This window comes from Burkholderia sp. RF4-BP95 (assembly GCF_001521985.1).
Taxonomy (GTDB): Bacteria; Pseudomonadota; Gammaproteobacteria; order Burkholderiales; family Burkholderiaceae; genus Burkholderia; species Burkholderia diffusa.
Genome location: NZ_LOSX01000027.1, coordinates 129,170 through 150,858, shown reverse-complemented (window position 1 = coordinate 150,858; position 21,689 = coordinate 129,170). Strand labels below are relative to the sequence as shown.

The window sequence follows — 21,689 nt, the reverse complement described above, 5'->3', positions numbered from 1 at the left end:
GAACGGCGTCGCAAAAAGCAAAGGGGCGCGGCTGCGGTTTCCCGCAGCCGCGCCCCCGTGTGTGTCGCGCGTTATTTAGTCAAGCGGCGCGGAACGCAGGTCGCTCACCTGTTGCGGCGAGATCGGCGTACCGTTGTTGCCCCACGACATCCGGATATACGTGACGACCGCCGCGACTTCCTGGTTCGACAGCGACTGCGCGAACGGCGGCATCCCGTACGGACGCGGATTCTTGAACGTGCTCGGCGGATAGCCGCCATTCAGCACCATGCGGATCGGGTTGACCGCCGATTCCATCACGATCGAATGGTTGCCCGCGAGCGGCGGATACGCCGGCGGCTTGCCTGCGCCGGTTTCGGCGTGGCAGGTCGCGCAGTTGTCCGCGTAGATCTTCTTGCCCTGGTCGAACAGCGCGTTGCCGAATTGCTTCGACGGCTCGTACTGCATGTTCTTCGGCGCTTCAGCCTTCTGCGGGATCGACTTCAGGTACGTCGACATCGCGCGCGTATCTTCGTCGCTCATGTACTGCAGGCTGTTGTGCACGACGTCGGCCATCGGGCCGAACACCGCGCCCTTGTTCGACACGCCGGCCTGCAGCAGGTCCGACAGCTCCTGCACGTGCCAGTCGCCGAGGCCGAGTTCCTTGTCGTTCGTCAGCGACGGCGCATACCAGTTCTGCAGCGGGATCAGGCCGCCCGCGAAGGCCGCCGAGCTCACCGGGCCGCCCATCATGTTGATCGACGTGTGGCACATCGAGCAGTGGCCGAGGCCTTCGACGAGGTACGCGCCGCGGTTCCATTCGACCGACTTGGTCGGATCCGGCTTGTATTCGCCTTCCTTGAAGAACAGCGTGCGCCAGCCGATCAGCAGGTTGCGGTTGTTGAACGGGAACTTCAGTTCGTGCGGACGGCTCGGCACCGAGACCGGCGGGACCGAACGCAGGTACGCGTAGATCGCGTCCGAGTCGGCGCGCGTGACCTTCGTGTAGCTCGCGAACGGGAAGCCCGGGTAGAGCAGGCTGCCGTCCTTCGAACGGCCGGTGTGCATCGCGCGGTAGAAGTCGTCCGACGTCCACTTGCCGATACCGTCCTTGTCGTCCGGCGTGATGTTCGGCGTGTACATCGTGCCGAACGGCGTCGCCATCGGCAGGCCGCCCGCGAACGACTTGCCGCCGCGCACGGTGTGGCACGCGATACAGTCGCCGACGCGCGCGAGGTATTCGCCCTTCTTGATCAGCGCGGCCTGGTCGGCCGGCGTGGCCGCGACGGCAGCGTTGCCGTGCAGCGTGTCGTTGCCCGGCCAGAGGACCGGCACGAGGGCGGCAGCCGCGACGATCGCGACGGCCGAGAGTGCAAACAGGGACTTGCGTTTCATTGTGTCTGTCTCCCTTGCCTTATTGCGGTTCGCTGCCGCAGGCGAGCGGAGTCTTCATCGAACGCGCCGGGGCCGGCACGGGGTTGGCGGGCGCCGGTTGCGCGGCGAGCCATGCGGTCACGGCCGTCACGTCTTCGTCCGACAGCTTCGACGCGATCTCGTGCATGCAATCCGGTGCCTTCGCGTGGCGGTTGCCCGAGCGCCATGCGCCGAGCTGTGCGCTCAGGTAATCGGCGTGCAGGCCGACGAGGCCCGGGATCGCCGGCTGCATGCCGGTCAGCCCCGCGCCGTGGCAGGCCACGCAGGCCGGCAGCTTGCGCGACGGATCGCCTTGCGTGACGAGCTGCTTGCCGCGCGCGAGCGTGGCGGCCGGCAGCGTCGGCTTGGCCGGCGTCGGGTACGGCGGACGCTCGGCCGAGAAGTGCTCGGCGATCTCTTTCAGGTAATCGTCGTTCAGGTACGTCAGCAGATAGTTCATCGGCGGGTACTTGCGCCGGCCATCACGGAAGTTGACGAGCTGGTTGTACAGGTACTCCGCCGGCTTGCCGGCAAGCCGCGGGAAATAGTCGTTGTCCGTACCCTGGCCGTGAACGCCATGGCATGCGGTACAGCCGCGCACACGCTCGGCCATCGTATCGGGTGCCTTGAGCGGCGCCTGCTGGGCGTGCGCTTGCTCCGTGGGCTTGGTCTGCGCTTGAGCAGCGCTCGTAAGGCCCGCGCCACCGATCAGGAGAACGGCAAGCAACGGACGGAAGAGGCGTCTTGAAGACACACGAGACTCCATGTTTATTCGTCGGGGACCTGTCCGGGCTACGATCGGCTCGGCGCATGGACGGCAGGACAGCCGGGCTGCTGCGACGCGGCATTCTATCATCGATGGGTAATGACGGCTATTTGGCAAAAGGACATCGGTTCCTGCCTGTTTGCGACTTGCGACAATTTGACGCGCTTCGTACACGGGTTGTGTGAACCGGCGTGCGCTTTGACCATCGAAGACCGTACACTCGCGGGTCGCGCGGCGCCGCCTCCGCCGCAGACCCAGTCATTTCTCCCGTTTCCGGATTCATCGATGACGTTCCCTACCGTGCCGTTGCCGTCTTCCCGCAGTCGTTCCACTTGCCGCCGCGTTGCGGGCCGGCCGTTCCCGGGAGGGCGCGCGCGATGAGGATCGACAGCTTGTGGATCGGACAGGTCGCGCTGGCGGCATTGATGGACGCGACGTTCGCGATGGCCGTCGGCTCGGCGCTGCTCAAGGCGTGGCTCGGCAAGGACGGCGCGCGACCGGTCGTCGCGCCGTCGCATCCCGCATGGCTGCGCGCGCAACATTCGCTGGTCGCGGCGGCGCTGGCGCTCGTGCTCGCCGATCTCGGCTGGCTGGTGTATGAAGCGGCGTCGATGAGCGGCGCGGGGCTCGGCGGCGCATTCGCCGCGATTCCCGTCATGCTCGCGCAGACGCACACGGGCTTCGCATGGAGCGTCGCGTTCGCCGGCGCCGTCGTGCTCGCGATCGTCGCGCTGGCAAAGCCGGAAGGCCCGGTCGCGCATGCGGTGCTGTGGCTCGCGGTGATCGTGGTCGCGGCCGGCAAGGCGTCGCTCGGCCATGCGGCCGACACCGGCCCGCTGTCCGCGGCGGTCGGCGTGCAGACGCTGCACCTGCTCGCCACCGCGGTGTGGGGCGGCCTCGTGCTCGCGGGCGGGCTCGCGGTGCTGCCGGTGCTCGGCTCGTCGGTCGCGCGCGGCGCGCTGATCCGGATCGGCCAGCAGCTGTCGCGTACCTCGACGATCGCCGTCGTGTTCGTGCTCGGCACGGGCGTGCTCAATGCGCTGCGCGGGCTCGGCGGCTCGCTCGCGCCGCTCGACGGCACCACGTGGGGGCGCGTGCTGCTGCTCAAGCTGCTGCTCGTCGCGCTCGCGCTCGTGCTCGGCGGGTTGAACCGCTTCTCGGCGCTGCCGCGCCTGCGCCGGACCGCGTCGACCGAAGACGCGCACACGTTCCGCAACATCCTGCATCTCGAGGCGCTGACGATGATCGGCGTGTTCGTCGCGGCCGCCGTGCTGTCGTTCAGCGTGCCGGGGTTCGCGGCGCTCGGCTGACGGCCGGGGCGGCGCGGTGCCGGGCCGGGTGCCCGCGCGTCGCGTGCTGCAGATGCAAAAACGGCCGCCTGTCGGGCGGCCGTCTCGAAGCCGTTGCGCGGCATGCACGCCGTGCAACGCACCTCATCTCACTTCCTCATCACCACTCGGCGACGCTGCCGTCCGCGTGACGCCACACCGGGTTGCGCCAGCGATGCCCCGTCTTCGCCATCTCGCGCACTTTCTCCTCGTTGACGTCGATGCCGAGCCCCGGGCCCTGCGGGATCGCGACGAAACCGTCTTCGTAGCGGAATACCTCGGGATTGCGCAGGTAGTCGAGCAGGTCGTTGCCCTGGTTGTAGTGAATGCCGAGGCTCTGTTCCTGGATGAACGCGTTGTAGCTCACCGCATCGAGCTGCAGGCACGCGGCCAGCGCGATCGGGCCGAGCGGGCAGTGCAGCGCGAGCGCGACGTCGTAGCTTTCCGCGAGCGTCGCGATCTTGCGGCACTCGGTGATGCCGCCCGCGTGCGACGCATCGGGCTGGATGATGTCGACGTAACCGCCCGCGAGGATGTGCTTGAAGTCCCAGCGCGAGTAGAGCCGCTCGCCGAGCGCGATCGGCGTGTTGGTCTGGTTGACGATGTCGCGCAGCGCCTCGGCGTTCTCCGACAGCACCGGCTCCTCGATGAACATCAGCTTGTACGGATCGAGCTCCTTCGCGAGCACTTTCGCCATCGGCTTGTGCACGCGGCCGTGGAAGTCGACGCCGATCCCGACGTGCGGGCCGACCGCGTCGCGCACCGCCGCGACGTTCGCGATCACCTGCTCGACCTTGTCGTAGGTGTCGACGATCTGCAGCTCTTCGGAGCCGTTCATCTTCACGGCCTTGAAGCCGCGCTCGACCACCGCGCGTGCATTGTTCGCTACGTCGCTCGGCCGGTCGCCGCCGATCCACGAATACACCTTGATGCGGTCGCGTACCTGGCCGCCGAGCAGCGCGTGCACGGGCACGCCGTGATGCTTGCCCTTGATGTCCCACAACGCCTGGTCGACACCCGCGATCGCGCTCATCGTGATCGGGCCGCCGCGGTAGAAGCCGGCGCGATACATCACCTGCCAGTGATCCTCGATCAGCAGCGGATCCTTGCCGACCAGATAATCGGCGAGTTCGTGCACGGCGGCTTCGACCGTGTGCGCGCGGCCCTCGACGACCGGTTCGCCCCAGCCGACGATCCCTTCGTCGGTTTCGATCTTGAGGAACAGCCAGCGCGGCGGGACGACGAAGGTTTCGAGGCGGGTGATTTTCATGTCGCGAGTCTCCAGGGGTGACCGGCGCGGACATGCCGATGCGGCACCGGTCGAATGCGTGACGGTTATCCTAGCGTAGCCCGATAAAAAATAGTATTAATAGCACTATTGTGCAGATAGTGGGCAGCCGCGGCGTTGCCCGTCACCGGAGAACGATCATTCAACGCGACCTGCATGGACAGACGGCCTTCCGGCTGGCGACGGCGATCCTGCGCGGCGACTATCCGCCCGAATCGCTGCTGCCTCGGGAGCCGGACCTGATGGAGATGTTCGGCGTGAGCCGCACGGTGCTGCGCGAGGCACTGCGCACGCTGACGTCGAAGGGGCTGGTCGAATCGCGGCCGAAGGTCGGCACGCGCGTGCGGCCGCGCCGCGCGTGGAACCTGCTCGACGCCGACCTGCTCGACTGGTACGCGCGTGTCGCGCCACCGCTCGCGTTCGCGCTGAAGCTGCAGGAGATGCGCGAGATGATCGAGCCGCATGCGGCCGCGCTGGCCGCGCGCACGCACGGGCCGGGCGCCTTCGACGCGATCGAGGACGCGGTGCGCGCGATGGCCGCCGCGCGCAACGTGGACGAATGGGTGCGCGCGGACCTGCGCTTTCACCTGAGCGTGCTGGAAGCAGGCGGCAACGAGCTGCTGGTGCCGCTCGGCGCGCTGATCGATCGCACGCTCGAGGCGCAGCTGCATCTGAACGCGCGCCGGGCGCATGTGTTCAATGCGTCGCTCGCCGAGCACGCGGCCGTCAGCGACGCGATTCGCGTGCGCGACGAGGACGGCGCGCGCCGCGCGATGGCGTCGCTGCTCGCGGTGACGCGCGCGCGGATCGAGATGTCCTGACGGGGAGGGCGGTGCGGGCCGTCAGTGGTTCGCGCAGCCGCCCGGCTTCAGCACGCGTTGCGTCGACGCCGGATATTTCGCGAGCAGGCTCGCCGGACGGCGCGGCCGCACCACCAGATCGCCGCCGCAGTTCGGGCAGCGACCCTTCAGCACGTCGTCCGCGCAGGTCGCGCAGAACGTGCATTCGAAGGTGCAGATGCGTGCGTCCGGCGAATCGGGCGGCAGGTCCTTGTCGCAGCATTCGCAGCCGGGGCGCAGTTCGAGCATGGCGGTTTTCCTCGTGGTCGGAGTGGGTCGGGACGAGCGTCGCCGCACATTGCGCGCGACGCGGGTGCGCGCTACTGTACTCGCATGAACCGGCCCGGCCAACGGTGTCCCGCCGGGATGCCGTCGTCGCGCACGGGCCGCCCCGGGAGACGCCCATGCTTTATCGTGGAAGCTGTCACTGCGGCGACGTGAAGTTCGAGGCGGAAGGCGACCTGCAGGGCGTGCTGGCCTGCAACTGCTCGATCTGCCGGCGCAAGGGCGCGCTGATGTGGTTCGTGCCGCGCGATCACATGAAGCTCCTCACGCCCGACGAACATCTCGCGACCTATACGTTCAACAAGCACGTGATCCGCCATCGCTTCTGCAAGCGCTGCGGGATTCATGCGTTCGGCGAGGGGACCCATCCGGACGGCACCGCGATGGCCGCGATCAACGTGCGATGCCTCGAGGATGTCGATATCGACGCGCTGCCGGTCACGCACTACGACGGCCGCTCGCACTGAGCGGCGCGTCTCGCGCGGGCGCGCGCGCCGCCGTCAGGACGGCTCGACCGGCGCGGCCTGCGGCGCCGGCGTTTCCGCCTGCGGCGCCGGGCCCGCCGTGCGCGTGCCGGCGGTGACGGGACGCTCGATCAGCGGCGCGAGCGCCGGCGCCATCGACTTCAGCAGCTGGACGGCCATCGCGCTCGTGAAGTCGTAGCGTGCCGCGTACGGCTCGTGCGCGGTCGCCGTCAGCACGCCGAAGAAGCGGTCGCCGAGCACGAACACGAACGTGCCGCTGCGATTGACCTTGCGCGACTCGATCAGCCGCGCGCCGCGCGCGTAGACGTTGAAGCGCTGGTCGCCCGTCCCGGTCTTGCCGTACACCTGGAGCGTCTTGCCGTCGGGCAGCGTGAAGCCGCCCGCGAGACGCCGCGCGGTGCCGTTCAGCACGACGTCGCGCAGCAGCGTGCGCGCCACGTCGACGATCTCCGGCGACAGCATCGGCTGCGGCTGCGCGGCCGCACGCACGAAGCGCGTTTCGTACGGCGTGCCCTTCGCGAAGTCGAGGCGCGTGATCGTCTCGGTCGGCGCCTTCTGGCCGCCGTTCGCGATCAGGCCGATCAGTTTCGCGAGCGCGTCGGGCTGGTCGCCCGATGCGCCGATCGCGGCCGCGTATGACGGCGTGACTTCCGCGAACGGGTAGCCGAGCGCACGCCACGCTTTCGTGATCTCCCCGTACGCGCGCAACTCGACCATGTGGCGAATGCGCCGGTCCTGGGTCGCGTGGTAGCGCGTCTTGTACAGCCACGAATACGTGTAGAAGCGCGCATCGCGGCTGTCGCGCTGAACGTCGCCGAGCGGCGCGTTCGGGTGGGCGCGCAGATAGTTGAGCGTCCACAGCGCGAGCGGGTGGACGCTCGCGATGTAGCCGCGATCGTTGAGGTTGAACCGGTCGATCGCGTACTTCGCGTAGAGCGCGGCGAGATCGTCGTCCGACAACGTCGCGGCCGGCGTGCCCTTCAGCTGCGCGCGCATCCGCGCGCTGAACCACGCGAGCGATTCGTTCGGCGCGACGCTGCGCAGCACCGTCGCGATCTTCGGCGGCGACTTGCGCACGTCCTGCAGCATCAGCGCGAGCGCGTCGTCGGGCGCCTTGCCCGCATAGCGCGTGTAGTAGCGCTTCACGTAGACCTTGCTTTCGCCGTCGACGAACTGCTCGAGGTAATGCTTGCGCTGCTCCGGATCGCCGAGCCACGACGACGACGGGCCGGCCGCCTGCAGCATCTCGTAATGGACGATGTCGCGCATCAGCCGCACGAACACGAGGTTGACCGAGTGCTCGAACGCCGCATGCAGCGTCAGGATGCGGCCGTTGTCCGACTTCTCGAAGTTCGAGAATACCTGCGCGCCGCCGCCCGTGTAGAACACGTCGGGGCTCGCCGAATACTTGCGTTCGACCGCCGCGTCGAGCATCGCCTGCAGCGAGCGATCGCGCGTATGCGACAGGTAATCGAGCGCCCAGCGCGACAGTCCGTCGATCGGGTCGGGCTTCACCTTCGCGAGTTGCGCGTTCGACAGGTTGCCGTAGCGCGCGTGCAGGTCGGAGACGATCTGCAGGTAGGTGATCAGCGTGCGCAGCTTCGCGGTCGAGCCGAGGTTGATGCGGCCGCCGCGGTTCACGTCGAACGGCTGGTTCACGCTGTCGGTCTGCACACGCAGCATGTTCGCGCCGTTGCGGTGCTCGTACAGCGTGAAGCTGTACGTGAGGTGCGACGGGTCGTCCTTCGGCGCGAGCATCTCGAAGCCGTACAGGCCGGCGGCCTGCGCGCCGTCGCGGGTCGACGCCCGCGCGAGCCGTTCGGCGACCGCCTGCTGCACGCCGTTGTCGAGCGTGCTGGTGGCTTCGAGGTCGAGCTGGTCGAGCTGGTACAGGTCGCTGATCCCGAGTGCCGACAGCAGCGACGCGCGCGCGGACGACACGGCCTTGCGCGACACGAACGACTGCACGTGCGCGGCGGCCGGCGGCGCGCTGCGCTCGATCTGCGCGGCGAGCGCAGCATCGCGCAGCGCGGGCGAGATCACGCCGCCGTTCGACAGGAGCCGCAGGTAGCTGTCGGTCAGCTTCTGCAGCGCCGGATAGCCGCGATTCAGGAAGTACGACGGCGCGCGCTGCGCGATGATCAGCGACAGCACCTCGCGGAACGCCTTGCCCTGTTCGTCGACGTTGTCGCCGGTCGTCGGCGCGGACAGGATCCGGTTGACGTCGTTGAAGTCGCGGCCGTACCACGCGGCGAGACCGTCGCCGATGCCGGTGATTTCACCCACGTGCGGCCGCGCGGCGAGCGGCACCGAGTTCAGGTAGCGCACCAGGATCGCGCGCCGCGCGAGCATCGTCTGCGGGCCGTTCAGGTACGCGAGGACCGACGCGGACGCGATCTGCCGCAGCTTTTCCGGCGGCGTCGCGGTGCGGCCGTCGGGCGAATGGCGGAACTTCTCGATCTGCGTCGCGAGCGTGCTGCCGCCCGGACGCGCCTGATGATGGTTGACGACGTGCATCGCCTGGTCGGCGAGCGCGCGGCTGAAGCGTCCCCAGTCGATCGCCGGGTTGCGGTTCGGCTGGTTCGAGTCGAGCAGGTAGCGATCCTCGATGAACAGCAGCGAATCCGCGATCACGCGCGGCACCGTGTCGAAGTCGGCGTAGACGCGCTGCGGGAACACGGTCGCGAACAGCGGCGCGCCGGTCGAGTCGAACAGCATCAGCCCGGCCTGGTCTTTCTCTTCGTAAGGCAGGAACAGGCCGTGATCGGCGAGCGACAGCATTCGTTGCGAATCGCGCGCCTGCTTGCCGACGACGAAGCCGCGCGCGAGCAGATGCTGCTGGAACGCGGGAATCATCGCGTAGCCGAGGCGCTGGTCGTATGGCCCGTTGGCGGGGAAGCGGATGTGGTCGCTTGCGCCGGCCTCGACGGTGTAGCCGACGTCACGCGTGAGCTCGGACAGGTAGTGCGCCTGCAGGCGCGATGTCGCGATCTCGGTCATCACGAGTCGCGCGACGATCGCGATCGCGATCACCAGCGCGGCCAGCAAGGACCACTTGATCCACGTCCAGACCGAGGCACTACCGGTCACGCGCGGCAGGATGCGATTCAGCGGCCGATTCATGGCGGCGTCTCCCTGAAGGCGCAGGCTCCGGCCGCACCTCATTAAGGATTAGTGTAGTCCTCCGCAGCGGGCTGCCAAGGGCGGTTCACTACCGAGATGCGTCGACGCAACGCACATGCCTGTGACGTGCGGCAACGGGCGGTGCGATGCGGTGGCGCGTGTCGCCGTGGCGTAACGTTTGCGCGCACCGCCCGGCCGCCGGGAACGACGGCGCGTGGCGGCGCCGGCGGCTCACGCACCGGTCTTGTGCATTGCCTTATCGACCGCAAATCGGGTCCGATCCTGTCCGAATCCGTCGCCGGTGCGTGAAGACGCTACGGGTTTCCGCGATAGCCGGGTGCACCGGCCGCAGGTACGATCGCCCGATGTGCAGCGCATGTCCGCATTCATCGGGGGTGCCATGTCGATCCATCCCGTCGCGCTCGTTTGCACGACGATCCTGGGGTTGCTGCTGTTCGGGCTCGGCCTGATCGTGTCCGTTGCGCGCTTCCGGCGCACCACCGGTTCCGGATGTGCGTCCGATCCGGCCGACGGGTTGCACAAGATCGTGCGCGCGCACGGCAACACGGCCGAATACGCGCCGTTTCTCGCGGTGCTGTTTCTCTATTTCGGCGCACACGACCCGTCGCGCGCGATCGTCTCGCTGATCGTCGCGGCAACCGCGTGCCGCTGTCTGCTCGTGATCGGACTGCTCGCGTGGCCGACGATGGACAGGCCGAATCCCCTGCGTTTCATCGGCGCGCTCGGCACGTATCTGTGCGGCGCCGCGCTTTGCGTCGCGCTGTTCGTCTGAGCGCGTCGCCATCGCCATCGCCGCTTCGCGGGATCGTGCCGGCGCACGGCTTCGACGAAGCAGTGAATCGGCCAGTCGCACGCGATCGCGATCATCCGCTCGCGTATCGAGTCGACCTCCATGAAGTGCTTCGGCGTGCATGACACGGCGTCGGCGTACGACGACACCGTGAACGCCGCGCTGAACGACGTGCATTCGACGATCGGCCGCGCGGTGATATCCTCGCGAAACGCCCGCGACCGACGGGCGGATACCGACTGCCCGCGCGTGGCCCGATGCCGCGCTGCGCGGCGTTTCCGAGGGAGAGCCGAAGCATGAGCCGCAAATTCATCCTGAAGGGCGACACGACCGACCATGGCGGTGTCGTGCTCGACGGAATCGCCAATTCGTCGTTCGACGGCCGCGAACTCGCCTATCTCGGCGCGCCGGTGTTCTGCGCCGCGTGCAAGACCCAGGGCGTGATCGTGTCCGACGGCGGCGAGCGGACGATGACCGTGATGGGCAAGGTCGTCGCGCTCGAACACGACCTGTGCCAGTGCCTGTGCACGCCGCAGCCGAAGCTGATCCCGTCGCAGGGGACGGGCACCATCTCGGGCTGACGCCCGCCGTCAGTCGCTGCCTTCGGTCTCGATCACGAGGATGCGCGCTTCGCCGAGCGGGTGCGCGACGTGTTCGGTGCCGATCGTCGCGTGGAAGACGTCTCCCGTCTCGAGCACCGTCGCGTGCTCGACACCTGCTGCGCGGTAGCGCATCTCGACACGGCCGTCGAGCACCGCGAAAACCTCCTCGCCGTCGTTCACATGCCAACGGTACGGCCGATCGGTCCAGTGCAGGCGGACCGTGATGCCGTTCAGGTTCGCGATGTCCAGCGCCCCCCACGGGCGTTGCGCGGTGAATGCGGTGCTGCGGATGATGTTCATCGATAGGTCCGGTCCGTCAATGCGAATGCTGCGGAGTCGGGCAGGCTGCGTGACTGCGCGGCCCGCCCGCCCTTCGGTTTTCGTGTGCTTGTCTTCAGCGGGACATCGCGCGCAATGCCGCGTCGATCGTCTGCCTGCGCTTCTCCAGCCCTGCCGCCGAGCGCTCGGTCACGCGCTTCAGCACCGACGCCGGCGCCGTATCCGGCGAGCCCGCATCGAACGGCGGCGCGGGCGCGTATTCGAGCGCCAGCTGGATCGACTGCGCCTCTTCGTCGCCGACGAGTTCGGCGGCGATCGTCAACGCGAAGTCGATGCCGGCCGTCACGCCGCCGCCGGTGATCAGGTTGCCGTCGCGCACCACGCGCTCGCGCACGGGCACTGCCCCGAGCGGCGCGAGCAGCGAATGAAATGCCCAGTGCGTCGTCGCGCGGCGGCCGCGCAGCAGGCCGGCCACGCCAAGCAGCAGCGCGCCCGTGCAGACCGACGTCACGTAGCGCGCGGCGGCCGCGCGCTGCTGCACGAACGCGATCGTTTCGGCATCGAGCAGCAGGTCGTTGATGCCGATCCCGCCGGGCACGCAGATCACGTCGAGCGGCGGGCAATCGTCGAACGTGCAGGTCGGCGCGAGCGCGAGGCCGCTGCTCGACGTGACGGTGTCGTGCGATTTCCAGACCAGATGGACGGTCGCGTCGGGCAACGACGCGAGCACGTCGTGCGGGCCGGTGAGATCGAGTTGCTGGACGCCGGGAAACACGAGAAGGCCGATATGCAGAGTCATGCGAACGCTCCGAAGGGAAGGGAATGCGCCACGGCCGGCGCACGATGGACAGATCGATTCTAGGCGCGTAGTGTTTGGCGAAATTGCCATATCACCCACGTTTTCAGCCAATCGCCATGCCTGCCGCTCCGCGCTCGATCATCGTCCTCGCGTTCCCCCGTGCGCAGTTGCTCGACGTGACCGGGCCGCTGCAGGTGTTCGCATCCGTCAACGAACTCGCGCAGGAGCGCGGGCAGCCCGTGCCGTATGTGCCGCGTGTCGTCGCCGCGGAGGCGGGGCCGATCGAGACGTCCTCCGGCCTCGTGGTGATGGCCGATTCGCTGCGCTCGGCCGGGCGTCCCGATACGGTGATCGTGGCCGGCGGCAAGGGCGTGCACGCCGCTTCGCGGGATGCGCGGACGGTGCGCTGGGTCCGGCAGCAGGCGCAGCGCGCGCGACGTGTCGCATCGGTCTGCACCGGCGCGTTCCTGCTCGCCGAGGCCGGCCTGCTCGACGGGCGGCGCGCGGTCACGCACTGGGCGCGCTGCGACGAATTCGCGGCGCGCTATCCGAACGTGCGCGTCGAGCCCGACCCGATCTTCATCCGCGAAGGGGCGTTGTGGACGTCGGCCGGCGTGACGGCCGGCATCGATCTCGCGCTCGCGCTGGTCGAGGAGGATCTCGGGCGGGCGATCGCGCTCGACGCCGCGCGCGAGCTCGTCGTGTTCCTGAAGCGGCCGGGCGGGCAGGCGCAGTTCAGCGCGATGTTGTCGATGCAACGTACCGACGACCGCTTCGGCGAACTCCATGCGTGGATCGCCGAGCACCTGACGGCCGACCTGTCGTTGCCGGCGCTTGCCGAGCGCGTCAGCATGAGCGAGCGCAGCTTCGTGCGTCACTACCGCGCGGGCACCGGCCGCACGCCCGCGCGCGCGGTCGAGCAGATTCGCGTCGAGGCCGCGCAGCGTCTGCTCGGCGAAACCGCGTGGCCCGTCAAGCGGATCGCCACGCGGTGCGGTTTCGGCTCGGAGGAGACGCTGCGGCGAAGTTTCGTACGCGTGCTCGGCGTGTCGCCGCAGGGCTATCGCGAGCGGTTCGTGCGGTAACGTGCCGGTGAGCGGTGAGCGGTGAGCGGTGAGCGGTGAGCGGTGAGCGGTGAGCGGTGAGCGCGCCGCGCATGGCGACCGGGGATCGGGCCGTCGCGTCTGGAACTGCACGGATCCGGATCACTTTCCAGTCCGAAACGCTGCGACTATTCAGAAGTGGCAAACAATAGGCGGGGGCTTGTGCCGCGCGGGTTGCGCGCTCTATTCTGTTCCGTTGGCGATTCGAAGGGGGCGCAGCATGGACCGCATTCAGGCAATGGAAGTTTTCACCCGCGTGGTCGACGCGAACAGCTTCACGCGCGCGGCCGACACGCTCGCGATGCCGCGCGCGTCGGTGACGACCATCATCCAGAATCTCGAGGCGCTGCTCGGCGTGCGTCTGATGCACCGTACGACGCGGCGGCTGTCGCTGACGCCGGAGGGCGCCGCGTATTACGAGCATTGCATGAAGATCATCTCGGAGATCGCGGAAGCCGACGCGAGTTTCCAGACCGGCAACCGCAAGCCGAGCGGCGTGCTGCGCGTCCACATGCCGAGTTCGCTCGGGCGGCGCGTCGTGTTGCCGGCGCTGTCGATCTTCCGGCAGCGCTATCCGGACATGACGCTCGACCTCGGCTTGTCGGACCGTTACGTGGATCCGGTCGAGGAAGGCATCGACTGCATGATCCGGGTCGGGCCGCTCGAGGATTCGTCGATGGTCGCGCGGCGGATCGGGATGCTCAAGCGCGTGACCTGCGCGTCGCCCGACTATCTCGCGCGTCACGGCGAGCCGCAGGAGATCGCCGACCTGGCCGACCATCATGCGGTGAATTTCCGCGCGAGCCACGGCGCACGGGCGATTCCGTGGGTGTTCATGATCGAGGGCAAGCCGGTCGAGGTGCGGATGAACGGCAGTGTCACCGTCAACGATTCGGATGCGTACGTGACATGCGGGCTCGAAGGGTTCGGGATGATCCAGCCGACGCTGTTCATGGTGCTGCCGCACCTGCGCGACGGCTCGCTGGTCGAGGTGCTGCCCGACTGCAATCCGAAGCCCAAGCCGATCTCGATCGTGTATCCGCACAACCGGCATCTGTCGCAGAAGGTGCGCGTGTTCGCGGACTGGATCGCGGAGCTGTTCGAGTCGACGCCGGCGCTGGAGGGTGGAGAGAACTGGCGGGGGAAGGTGCGGGCGGAGGTGCCCGACGCGCAGCGCGGGGCGGTGGTGGCATGACGCGCGGGACGCACGCCTGACGGACAGGCGGTGCGCGAATCCGCGGCCGCCCGGATGATGCAATGAAAAAAGCCGCTGATCCTTTCGGAACAGCGGCTTTTCGCATTTGGTGGCGAATCAGGGACTCGAACCCCGGACCTGCGGATTATGATTCCGTCGCTCTAACCGACTGAGCTAATTCGCCGAAGACTTGAATTATGTAGATGTGCCGCCGGGCTGTCAACACCTTTTTTCACTTTCCTGAAAAAAGGTGCCGGCGGCGGGCGCCGGCACAGGTTGCGGGCGGGGTGCCGCCCGCGCCCGACCTCAATCCTGCGCGTAGATGTTCGAGTTCTTCGTGTCCTTGACGAACAGCAGACCGATCACGAACGTGACCAGCGCGATCACGATCGGATACCAGAGCCCCGAATAGATGTCGCCCTTCGCCGCGACGATCGCGAACGCGGTCGCCGGCAGGAAGCCGCCGAACCAGCCGTTGCCGATGTGATACGGCAGCGACATCGACGTGTAGCGGATGCGCGTCGGGAACATCTCGACCAGCATCGCCGCGATCGGGCCGTAGACCATCGTCACGTAGATCACGAGGATCGTCAGGATCACGATCGTCATCGGCCAGTTGAGCTGCGACGGGTCGGCCTTCGCCGGGTAGCCGGCCGCCTTCAGCGTCGACGCGAGCGTCTTGTCGAACGCCGCGCCCTGCGCCTTCGCATCGGCCGCCTTGCCGTCATACGCGGGGATCACCGCATCGCCGACCTTGATCTGCGCGGTCGCGCCAGCCGGCGCCGCGACGTTCTCGTAGTTCAGGCCGGCCTTCGCGAGCGCGCTCTTCACGATGTCGCACGAGCTCGTGAACTTCGACGTGCCCACCGGGTTGAACTGGAACGAGCAGGTGGCCGGATCGGCGAGGACCGTGATCGGCGCCTTCTGCGTCGCGAGTTCGAGCTGCGGGTTCGCGTAGTGCGTGAGCGCCTTGAACAGCGGGAAGTAGGTCAGCGCCGCGATCAGGCAGCCCGCGAGGATGATCGGCTTGCGGCCGATCTTGTCCGACAGCGACCCGAAGAACAGGAAGAACGGCGTGCCGATCAGGAGCGCGATCGCGATCAGGATGTTCGCGCTGGCACCGTCGACCTTCAGCGTCTGCGTGAGGAAGAACAGGGCGTAGAACTGGCCCGTGTACCACACGACGGCCTGGCCGGCGGTCAGGCCGACGAGCGCGAGGATCACGATCTTCAGGTTCTTCCACTGGCCGAACGCTTCGGTCAGCGGCGCCTTCGACGTCTTGCCTTCCGCCTTGATGCGCAGGAACACCGGCGATTCGTTCAGCTGCAACCGGATCCACACCGACACAGCGAGCAGCAGGATCGACGCGACGAACGGCACGCGCCAGCCCCAGTTGCCGAACGCTTCCTCGCCGATGAACGTGCGCACGCCGAGGATCACGAGCAGCGACAGGAACAGGCCGAGCGTCGCGGTCGTCTGGATCCATGCGGTATAGAAGCCGCGACGGTTCGCCGGCGCATGCTCGGCGACGTAGGTCGCCGCACCGCCGTACTCGCCGCCGAGCGCGAGGCCCTGCAGCAGCCGCATCGCGATGAAGATCACCGGCGCCGCGATGCCGATCGATGCGTAGCCGGGCAGGAAGCCGACCACGAAGGTCGAGATGCCCATGATCACGATCGTCACGAGGAACGTATGCTTGCGGCCGACGAGGTCGCCGAGCCGGCCGAACACGATCGCGCCGAACGGACGCACGGCGAAGCCCGCCGCGAAGCCGAGCAGTGTGAAGATGAATGCGGCGGTCGGATTGACCCCGGAGAAGAAGCTCTTGCTGATGTAGGCCGCGAGTGATCCGGCCAGATAAAAGTCGTACCACTCGAACACGGTGCCGAGCGACGACGCGAAGATCACCTTCTTCTCTTCGCCCGTCATCGGCGAGTGCGAAATTTGCTCGCCTAACGTTGCCATGAATCGTCTCCAAGTCCCTTGATATAGATATGCGGCCACCTTGGGGGGGCGGGCCTGTCGACGATTATTGGCACGGAAACTTACGGCGCACTGACTCGCGGGCACAAAACGACTGCGCGTTAACCCGCGCCGAATCGGTCGTTTCGCGCTCCGATCCTGTCGCAATCGGGGTTAAAGCGCCGGTTTCGATGTGATCGCGGCGCGGTACGGACCCGCGCGTATCAGGATTGATCCGGCGCGGTGTCCGACAGCGGCAGGCTGATGCGCACGAGCGTGCCCGCGAGGCGCGGTGCGCTTTGGTATACGTGATCGTCGAGCGTCAGCGTGCCGCCGTGCTGGGCGGCGATCTCGCGCACGATCGCGAGCCCGAGGCCGCTGCCGTCGCCTTCGCGGCCGAGGATCCGGTAGAAGCGTTCGACCACGCGGTCGCGTTCCGCGGCCGGGATGCCGGGCCCGGTGTCCTCGACTTCGAGATGCACGCGCCGCGCCGCACGCTCGGCCCGCACGCGCACGGTGATGCGGCCGCCTTCGGGCGTGTAGCGGATGGCGTTGTCGACCAGGTTGCCGAGCATCTCGCGCAGCATCACGGGATTGCCGTCGACCTCGAGCGGCGCGTCGTCCTCCGGGCCTTCGTAGCCGAGGTCCATGCGCTTCGCGAGCGCGGCCTGCACCCAGTCGCGCACCGTGCGGCGTGCAAGCGCGGCGATCTCGACCGGCTCGAACGTCAGCCCGCTCGCGCGGTTCTCGGCGCGCGCGAGCGCGAGCAGTTGCGTGACGAGCCGCGCGGCCTGCTCGGAACTCGTCGCGATCTGTTCGAGCGAACGCTGCACGTCGGGCGGCACGGGGTGGCGCAACGCGAACTCGGCCTGCGTGCGCAGCCCCGCGAGCGGCGTCTTCATCTGGTGCGCGGCGTCGGCGATGAAGCGCTTCTGCAGCGCCATGTTCTGTTCGAGGCGCGCGAGCAGGTCGTTGAACGACGTGACGAGCGGCTCGATCTCGGGCGGCGCGCGCTGCGCCTCGACGGGCGACAGGTCGTCGGGACGCCGTGCGCGGATGTGCGCCTGCAGCGCGTTGAGCGGCGCGAGCCCGCGCGACAGCCCGAACCAGACGAGCAGGATCGCGAGCGGCAGGATCACGAACTGCGGCAGGATCACGCCCTTGATGATGTCGTTCGCGAGCGCGTTGCGCTTGTCGAGCGTCTCGCCGACCTGCACGAGCACGGGCTGCGTGCCGTTCGACTCGGGCAGCGCGACGGTCGTATACGCGACGCGCACGTCGTTGCCGCGCAGCAGGTCGTCGCGGAACACGACGACGCCCGGCGGCGGGCGGTCCTCGTCGCGCGGCAGCGGCATGTCGGCCTCGCCCGCGACCAGTTCGCCGCGCGTGCCGAGCACCTGGAAGTACACGCTGTCGACGTTGTCCGCGCGCAGGAAGTCGCGCGTCTGCTGCGGCAGCGTCAGCTCGGCGACGCCGTTGACCGGATGGATCTGCCGCGCGAGCACGTACGCGTTGGTCTCGAGCGCGCGGTCGAACGGGCCGTTCGCGATCGTCTTCGCGACGAGATAGGTGACGGCGATGCTCATCGGCCACAGCAGCAGGAGCGGCGCGAGCATCCAGTCGAGGATTTCGCCGAACAGCGAGCGCGGCCGCGCGGCCTCGGGCGTGTCGGTTTCGTCGGGCGGCGCGAACGGGTTCTCGTAGCGCGCGTCGCGCGCGGCGTCGGCGGCGGACGGTTGATCGCCGGTCGGATGGCGGGAATGGGCCGGCGTGGCCATCGCGGCGACGGCCGGGTTCAGCGCAGCGGCGTGCCGGCCGCCGCGGACTGGGGCGCGGGCGAGTCGGCCGGCGCCGCGGGCGCGACTTTCTCGAGGCAGTAGCCGAGGCCGCGCACGGTGGAAATCCGCACGCCGCTCGGCTCGATCTTCTTGCGCAGCCGGTGGACGTACACTTCGATCGCGTTGTTGCTGACTTCCTCGCCCCATTCGCACAGATGGTCGACGAGCTGCTCCTTCGACACGAGCCGGCCGATGCGCTGCAGCAGCACTTCGAGCAGCCCGAGCTCGCGCGCGGACAGATCGAGCACGCGGTCGTTCGCATATGCGATGCGGCCGACCTGGTCGAACGCGAGCGAGCCGTGGCGCACGACGGTCGGGCCGCCGCCCGCGCCGCGCCGGGTCAGCGCGCGCACGCGCGCCTCGAGCTCGTTGAGCGCGAACGGCTTGGCCATGTAGTCGTCCGCACCGAGGTCGAGCCCCTTCACGCGCTCGTCGACGCTGTCGGCGGCGGTCAGGATCAGCACGGGGAGATTGGAATTGCGCGCGCGCAGGCGCTTCAGCACGTCGAGCCCGGACATCTTGGGCAGCCCGAGATCGAGGATCAGCAGGTCGAAGGACTGCATCGACAGCGCGGTATCGGCTTCGACGCCGCTCTTCACGTGGTCGACGGCATAGCCCGATTGGCGGAGTGACCGGGTGAGGCCGTCCGCGAGTATGCTGTCGTCTTCGGCGATGAGAATTCGCATGTTGCTGACCGATGGCCGGCGGGGCGTTCGCGCCGGCGCGGCTGTCTCCGAAGTTATCCGTGTACAACGCAGCCTGCATTGCGGGCTTGCATAAAACACTGTTTTTTTATACAGTGTCTGCATTCGTGGGCAGCGCTTGAAAGCGGGCGCGCCTCTGACAGACGCTGCTCATCATAGCAAAGGACGATTCATGGAAGATAGCAAGAAGGGCTCCGGGATGACCGCCGAGAAGAGCAAGGCGCTGGCGGCCGCACTCGCGCAGATCGAGAAGCAGTTCGGCAAGGGATCGATCATGCGGATGGGCGACGGCGAAGCGGCCGAAGACATCCAGGTCGTCTCCACGGGCTCGCTGGGTCTCGATATCGCGCTCGGCGTCGGCGGCCTGCCGCGCGGCCGGGTGGTCGAGATCTACGGTCCGGAATCGTCCGGTAAAACCACGCTCACGCTGCAGGTCATCGCCGAACTGCAGAAGCTGGGCGGCACGGCAGCCTTCATCGACGCCGAGCACGCGCTCGACGTTCAATATGCGGCGAAGCTCGGCGTGAACGTGCCGGAGCTGCTGATCTCGCAGCCGGACACCGGCGAGCAGGCGCTCGAAATCACCGACGCGCTGGTGCGCTCGGGTTCGATCGACATGATCGTCATCGACTCGGTCGCGGCGCTCGTGCCGAAGGCCGAAATCGAAGGCGAGATGGGCGATTCGCTGCCGGGCCTGCAGGCTCGCCTGATGTCGCAGGCACTGCGCAAGCTGACGGGCACGATCAAGCGCACGAACTGCCTCGTGATCTTCATCAACCAGATCCGGATGAAGATCGGCGTGATGTTCGGCAACCCGGAAACCACGACGGGCGGCAACGCGCTCAAGTTCTACTCGTCGGTGCGTCTGGATATCCGCCGCATCGGTTCGATCAAGAAGAACGACGAGGTGATCGGCAATGAAACCCGCGTGAAGGTCGTCAAGAACAAGGTGTCGCCGCCGTTCCGCGAAGCGATCTTCGACATCCTGTACGGCGAGGGCATTTCGCGTCAGGGCGAGATCATCGATCTCGGCGTGCAGGCGAAGATCGTCGACAAGGCAGGCGCCTGGTACAGCTACAACGGCGAGAAGATCGGCCAGGGCAAGGACAACGCGCGTGAATTCCTGCGCGAGAATCCGGAAATCGCGCGCGAGATCGAAAACCGCATTCGCGAATCGCTCGGCGTTGCCGCCATGCCGGATGGTGCAGGGCTCGACGAAGCCGAGGCGATGGACGAAGAAGAGTGATGGTCGGGCGCCGAGGTCAGGCTGGCGAACCGGAACCGAGCGACGCGCCCGACACGGCGGGTCGCTCCGGCCGGCAAGCCGAATCCTCGGGGGCCAACCGGCGGAGCGCGGGCAGTCGTGCCGCGACCCGCACCGCGACGAGGGCATCCGAGGATGCCCTCGTTTCGTTTGAGATGACCGCGCCGGTCGATCCGTTCGACGACGACGAATCGTTCGACGCGCACGACCGGTCGCGCCGTCGCGTGTCCGGTGTCAGTTTTCCGGGCGAGCACGCGGCCGATGCGTCTGCGTCGGTCAAGGAAGATGTGTATACGCGCAGTAGCCAGCATCCGCGTCGCACGCGCCGTGCGTCCGGCGGTTCCGCCGGCACTGCTTCAGACGACGCATCCGGTACCGCCGAGCGCAAGTCGTCGAAACCGCCGCGTTCGCTGAAGGGCCGCGCGCTCGGCTATTTGTCCCGGCGCGAGTACAGCAGGGCCGAACTCGCGCGCAAGCTCGCACCGTACGTCGGTGAGGACGAATCCGTCGAGCCGGTGCTCGATGCACTGGAAAAGGAAGGCTGGCTGTCCGACGCGCGCTTTGCCGAGAGTCTCGTGCATCGCCGCGCATCGCGCGTCGGCGTCGCACGCATCGTCAGCGAACTGAAGCGTCATGCGGTCGGCGACAGTCTCGTCGAGGAAGTGAATGCGCAATTGCGCGAGACCGAGTGGGCACGCGCGCAGGCCGTGTGGCGCAAGAAATTCGGTGCACTGCCGCAAACGCCCGCCGAGCGCGCGAAGCAGGCGCGCTTCCTTGCCGCGCGCGGCTTCTCGAGCTCGACCATCGTGAAGTTGCTGAAGGTCGGCGACGATTTCCCGATCGACGACTGACCGGTTCGGTCGCGCGCGCTGCGCGCGATTTTGCTGCAACGCAACCGTTTCCGGACAGGCGGGAATACCCGCCGTCGCGGCCGGATGCCTCAAATACCCAATATGCTAAAATCCACGGGTTTTCCTCTTCGGCCTCAACCTCCAGCATGCCGCTATCCGAGCCCGTGCCCCGTCAGTTGCGACATCGACGCGCAATCCGAGCGGAAGCCTACGAGCGCGGCGACGGCTTGTGGGACATCGAAGCCTGCCTGACCGACCACAAGCCGCGCGATGTCGCGCTTGCGTCGGGCATCCGGCCCCAAGGCCTGCCGATCCACGAACTCTGGCTGCGCGTGACTATCGATCGTGACCTCAATGTCGTCGACGCCGAAGCGTCTTCGGAGTGGGTTCCCTATCCCGGTCACTGTCAATCCGCCCCTCCCGCCTACCGGGCCCTCATCGGGCTCAATCTCTTCCGCAATTTCCGCCGCAACGCGAACCGGCTGCTCGCCGGCGTCGCAGGCTGTTCCCATCTCACCGAACTGTGCGCCGTGCTGCCGACGGCAGCGATCCAGGCGTTCGCCGGTGACGTATGGAACGTGCGCGAGGAGGGAGGCGAAGGACCGGACCATGACGGCGAGCACGCCGAACCGCCTTTCCAGCTCGGCCGCTGCCGGGCGTTGCGGTTCGACGGCGAGGTCGTGCGGCAGTACTACCCGCGCTGGTATGGCACGAACCGGCCGGACTTGCCCGGTGAGGGCAGCACGAAGGAATGAACGGAAATCATTCGAAGAAG

20 protein-coding genes and 1 tRNA gene are annotated in these 21,689 nt (G+C 67.7%); 10 read left to right on the top strand and 11 right to left on the bottom strand.

Going from position 1 to position 21,689, the window contains the following annotated elements; translation table 11 throughout:
- Positions 1–75: 75 nt before the first annotated feature.
- Both WS46_RS11800 and WS46_RS11795 read right to left on the bottom strand, forming a co-directional pair.
- Positions 76–1,374, bottom strand: coding sequence for a cytochrome c (locus WS46_RS11800; RefSeq protein WP_059528091.1), 1,299 nt, complete (start codon positions 1,372–1,374; stop codon positions 76–78).
- 19 nt (positions 1,375–1,393) lie between these two features.
- Positions 1,394–2,158: a c-type cytochrome gene (locus WS46_RS11795; RefSeq protein WP_059528087.1), complete on the bottom strand. Its 765-nt coding sequence runs from the start codon at positions 2,156–2,158 to the stop codon at positions 1,394–1,396.
- A 377-nt stretch (positions 2,159–2,535) separates the two neighbouring features.
- Here WS46_RS11795 and WS46_RS11790 point away from each other — a divergent pair, with 377 nt between their 5' ends.
- Positions 2,536–3,468 (top strand): copper resistance D family protein, encoded by a 933-nt coding sequence (locus tag WS46_RS11790; protein WP_059528083.1) that lies wholly within the window; start codon positions 2,536–2,538, stop codon positions 3,466–3,468.
- 139 nt (positions 3,469–3,607) lie between these two features.
- On the opposite strand, the gene dgoD is transcribed toward WS46_RS11790, so the two are convergent.
- Positions 3,608–4,756: a galactonate dehydratase gene (gene dgoD / locus WS46_RS11785; protein ID WP_040144789.1), complete on the bottom strand. Its 1,149-nt coding sequence runs from the start codon at positions 4,754–4,756 to the stop codon at positions 3,608–3,610.
- 119 nt (positions 4,757–4,875) lie between these two features.
- Here dgoD and WS46_RS11780 point away from each other — a divergent pair, with 119 nt between their 5' ends.
- Positions 4,876–5,595 carry a FadR/GntR family transcriptional regulator gene (locus WS46_RS11780; RefSeq protein ID WP_257129977.1) on the top strand — a complete coding sequence of 240 codons (720 nt, stop codon included), beginning with the start codon at positions 4,876–4,878 and terminating at the stop codon, positions 5,593–5,595.
- 21 nt (positions 5,596–5,616) lie between these two features.
- Here WS46_RS11780 and WS46_RS11775 read toward each other — a convergent pair whose 3' ends face one another.
- Positions 5,617–5,862, bottom strand: a complete 246-nt coding sequence (locus tag WS46_RS11775) for a DUF1272 domain-containing protein (RefSeq protein ID WP_059528077.1) — start codon at positions 5,860–5,862, stop codon at positions 5,617–5,619.
- A gap of 155 nt (positions 5,863–6,017) precedes the next feature.
- Here WS46_RS11775 and WS46_RS11770 point away from each other — a divergent pair, with 155 nt between their 5' ends.
- Positions 6,018–6,365, top strand: a complete 348-nt coding sequence (locus WS46_RS11770) for a GFA family protein (RefSeq protein ID WP_059690634.1) — start codon at positions 6,018–6,020, stop codon at positions 6,363–6,365.
- Between the two features lie 33 nt (positions 6,366–6,398).
- Here the strand turns inward: WS46_RS11770 and WS46_RS11765 are convergent, their stop codons facing one another.
- Complete coding sequence (locus tag WS46_RS11765; RefSeq protein WP_059690633.1) at positions 6,399–9,506, bottom strand: biosynthetic peptidoglycan transglycosylase; 3,108 nt, start codon at positions 9,504–9,506, stop codon at positions 6,399–6,401.
- Positions 9,507–9,906: 400 nt separating this feature from the next.
- Between WS46_RS11765 and WS46_RS11760 the strand changes: the two genes are divergently transcribed.
- Both WS46_RS11760 and WS46_RS11750 read left to right on the top strand, forming a co-directional pair.
- On the top strand, positions 9,907–10,299 hold the full coding sequence (locus WS46_RS11760; protein WP_059690632.1) for an MAPEG family protein: 393 nt from the start codon (positions 9,907–9,909) through the stop codon (positions 10,297–10,299).
- Between the two features lie 314 nt (positions 10,300–10,613).
- On the top strand, positions 10,614–10,898 hold the full coding sequence (locus WS46_RS11750; protein WP_011657840.1) for a PAAR domain-containing protein: 285 nt from the start codon (positions 10,614–10,616) through the stop codon (positions 10,896–10,898).
- A gap of 9 nt (positions 10,899–10,907) precedes the next feature.
- On the opposite strand, the gene WS46_RS11745 is transcribed toward WS46_RS11750, so the two are convergent.
- Positions 10,908–11,219, bottom strand: coding sequence for a cupin (locus WS46_RS11745; RefSeq protein ID WP_059528060.1), 312 nt, complete (start codon positions 11,217–11,219; stop codon positions 10,908–10,910).
- A 94-nt stretch (positions 11,220–11,313) separates the two neighbouring features.
- Positions 11,314–11,997, bottom strand: a complete 684-nt coding sequence (locus tag WS46_RS11740; protein ID WP_059690630.1) for a DJ-1/PfpI family protein — start codon at positions 11,995–11,997, stop codon at positions 11,314–11,316.
- A 116-nt stretch (positions 11,998–12,113) separates the two neighbouring features.
- On the opposite strand from WS46_RS11740, the gene WS46_RS11735 reads away from it, so the two are divergent.
- Both WS46_RS11735 and WS46_RS11730 read left to right on the top strand, forming a co-directional pair.
- Complete coding sequence (locus WS46_RS11735) at positions 12,114–13,082, top strand: GlxA family transcriptional regulator (protein WP_059690629.1); 969 nt, start codon at positions 12,114–12,116, stop codon at positions 13,080–13,082.
- A 238-nt stretch (positions 13,083–13,320) separates the two neighbouring features.
- Positions 13,321–14,295: a LysR family transcriptional regulator gene (locus WS46_RS11730; protein WP_059690628.1), complete on the top strand. Its 975-nt coding sequence runs from the start codon at positions 13,321–13,323 to the stop codon at positions 14,293–14,295.
- A 107-nt stretch (positions 14,296–14,402) separates the two neighbouring features.
- On the opposite strand, the gene WS46_RS11725 is transcribed toward WS46_RS11730, so the two are convergent.
- The 4 genes from WS46_RS11725 to WS46_RS11710 all read right to left on the bottom strand — a co-directional run bounded on the left by WS46_RS11725 (position 14,403) and on the right by WS46_RS11710 (position 18,781).
- A tRNA-Met gene (locus WS46_RS11725) sits at positions 14,403–14,479 on the bottom strand.
- A gap of 122 nt (positions 14,480–14,601) precedes the next feature.
- The gene (locus tag WS46_RS11720) at positions 14,602–16,260 is read right to left on the bottom strand and encodes an MFS transporter (protein ID WP_059528048.1); all 1,659 of its coding nucleotides are present in this window, start codon (positions 16,258–16,260) and stop codon (positions 14,602–14,604) included.
- 221 nt (positions 16,261–16,481) lie between these two features.
- Entirely contained in the window at positions 16,482–18,035 is a 1,554-nt protein-coding gene (locus WS46_RS11715) for a sensor histidine kinase (RefSeq protein WP_059690627.1), read from the bottom strand.
- 17 nt (positions 18,036–18,052) lie between these two features.
- Positions 18,053–18,781, bottom strand: coding sequence for a response regulator transcription factor (locus WS46_RS11710; protein ID WP_059528042.1), 729 nt, complete (start codon positions 18,779–18,781; stop codon positions 18,053–18,055).
- 190 nt (positions 18,782–18,971) lie between these two features.
- Here WS46_RS11710 and recA point away from each other — a divergent pair, with 190 nt between their 5' ends.
- The 3 genes from recA (at position 18,972) to WS46_RS11695 (ending at position 21,669) form a co-directional block, all read left to right on the top strand.
- A complete protein-coding gene (recA, locus tag WS46_RS11705; RefSeq protein WP_059465716.1) occupies positions 18,972–20,045 on the top strand; it encodes a recombinase RecA in 1,074 nt (357 codons plus the stop codon).
- Complete coding sequence (gene recX / locus WS46_RS11700; RefSeq protein ID WP_059690626.1) at positions 20,045–20,914, top strand: recombination regulator RecX; 870 nt, start codon at positions 20,045–20,047, stop codon at positions 20,912–20,914. Before recA ends, recX begins: the two co-directional genes overlap by 1 nt.
- Positions 20,915–21,060: 146 nt before the next feature.
- Complete coding sequence (locus WS46_RS11695; RefSeq protein ID WP_059528036.1) at positions 21,061–21,669, top strand: DUF2889 domain-containing protein; 609 nt, start codon at positions 21,061–21,063, stop codon at positions 21,667–21,669.
- Positions 21,670–21,689: the final 20 nt, after the last annotated feature.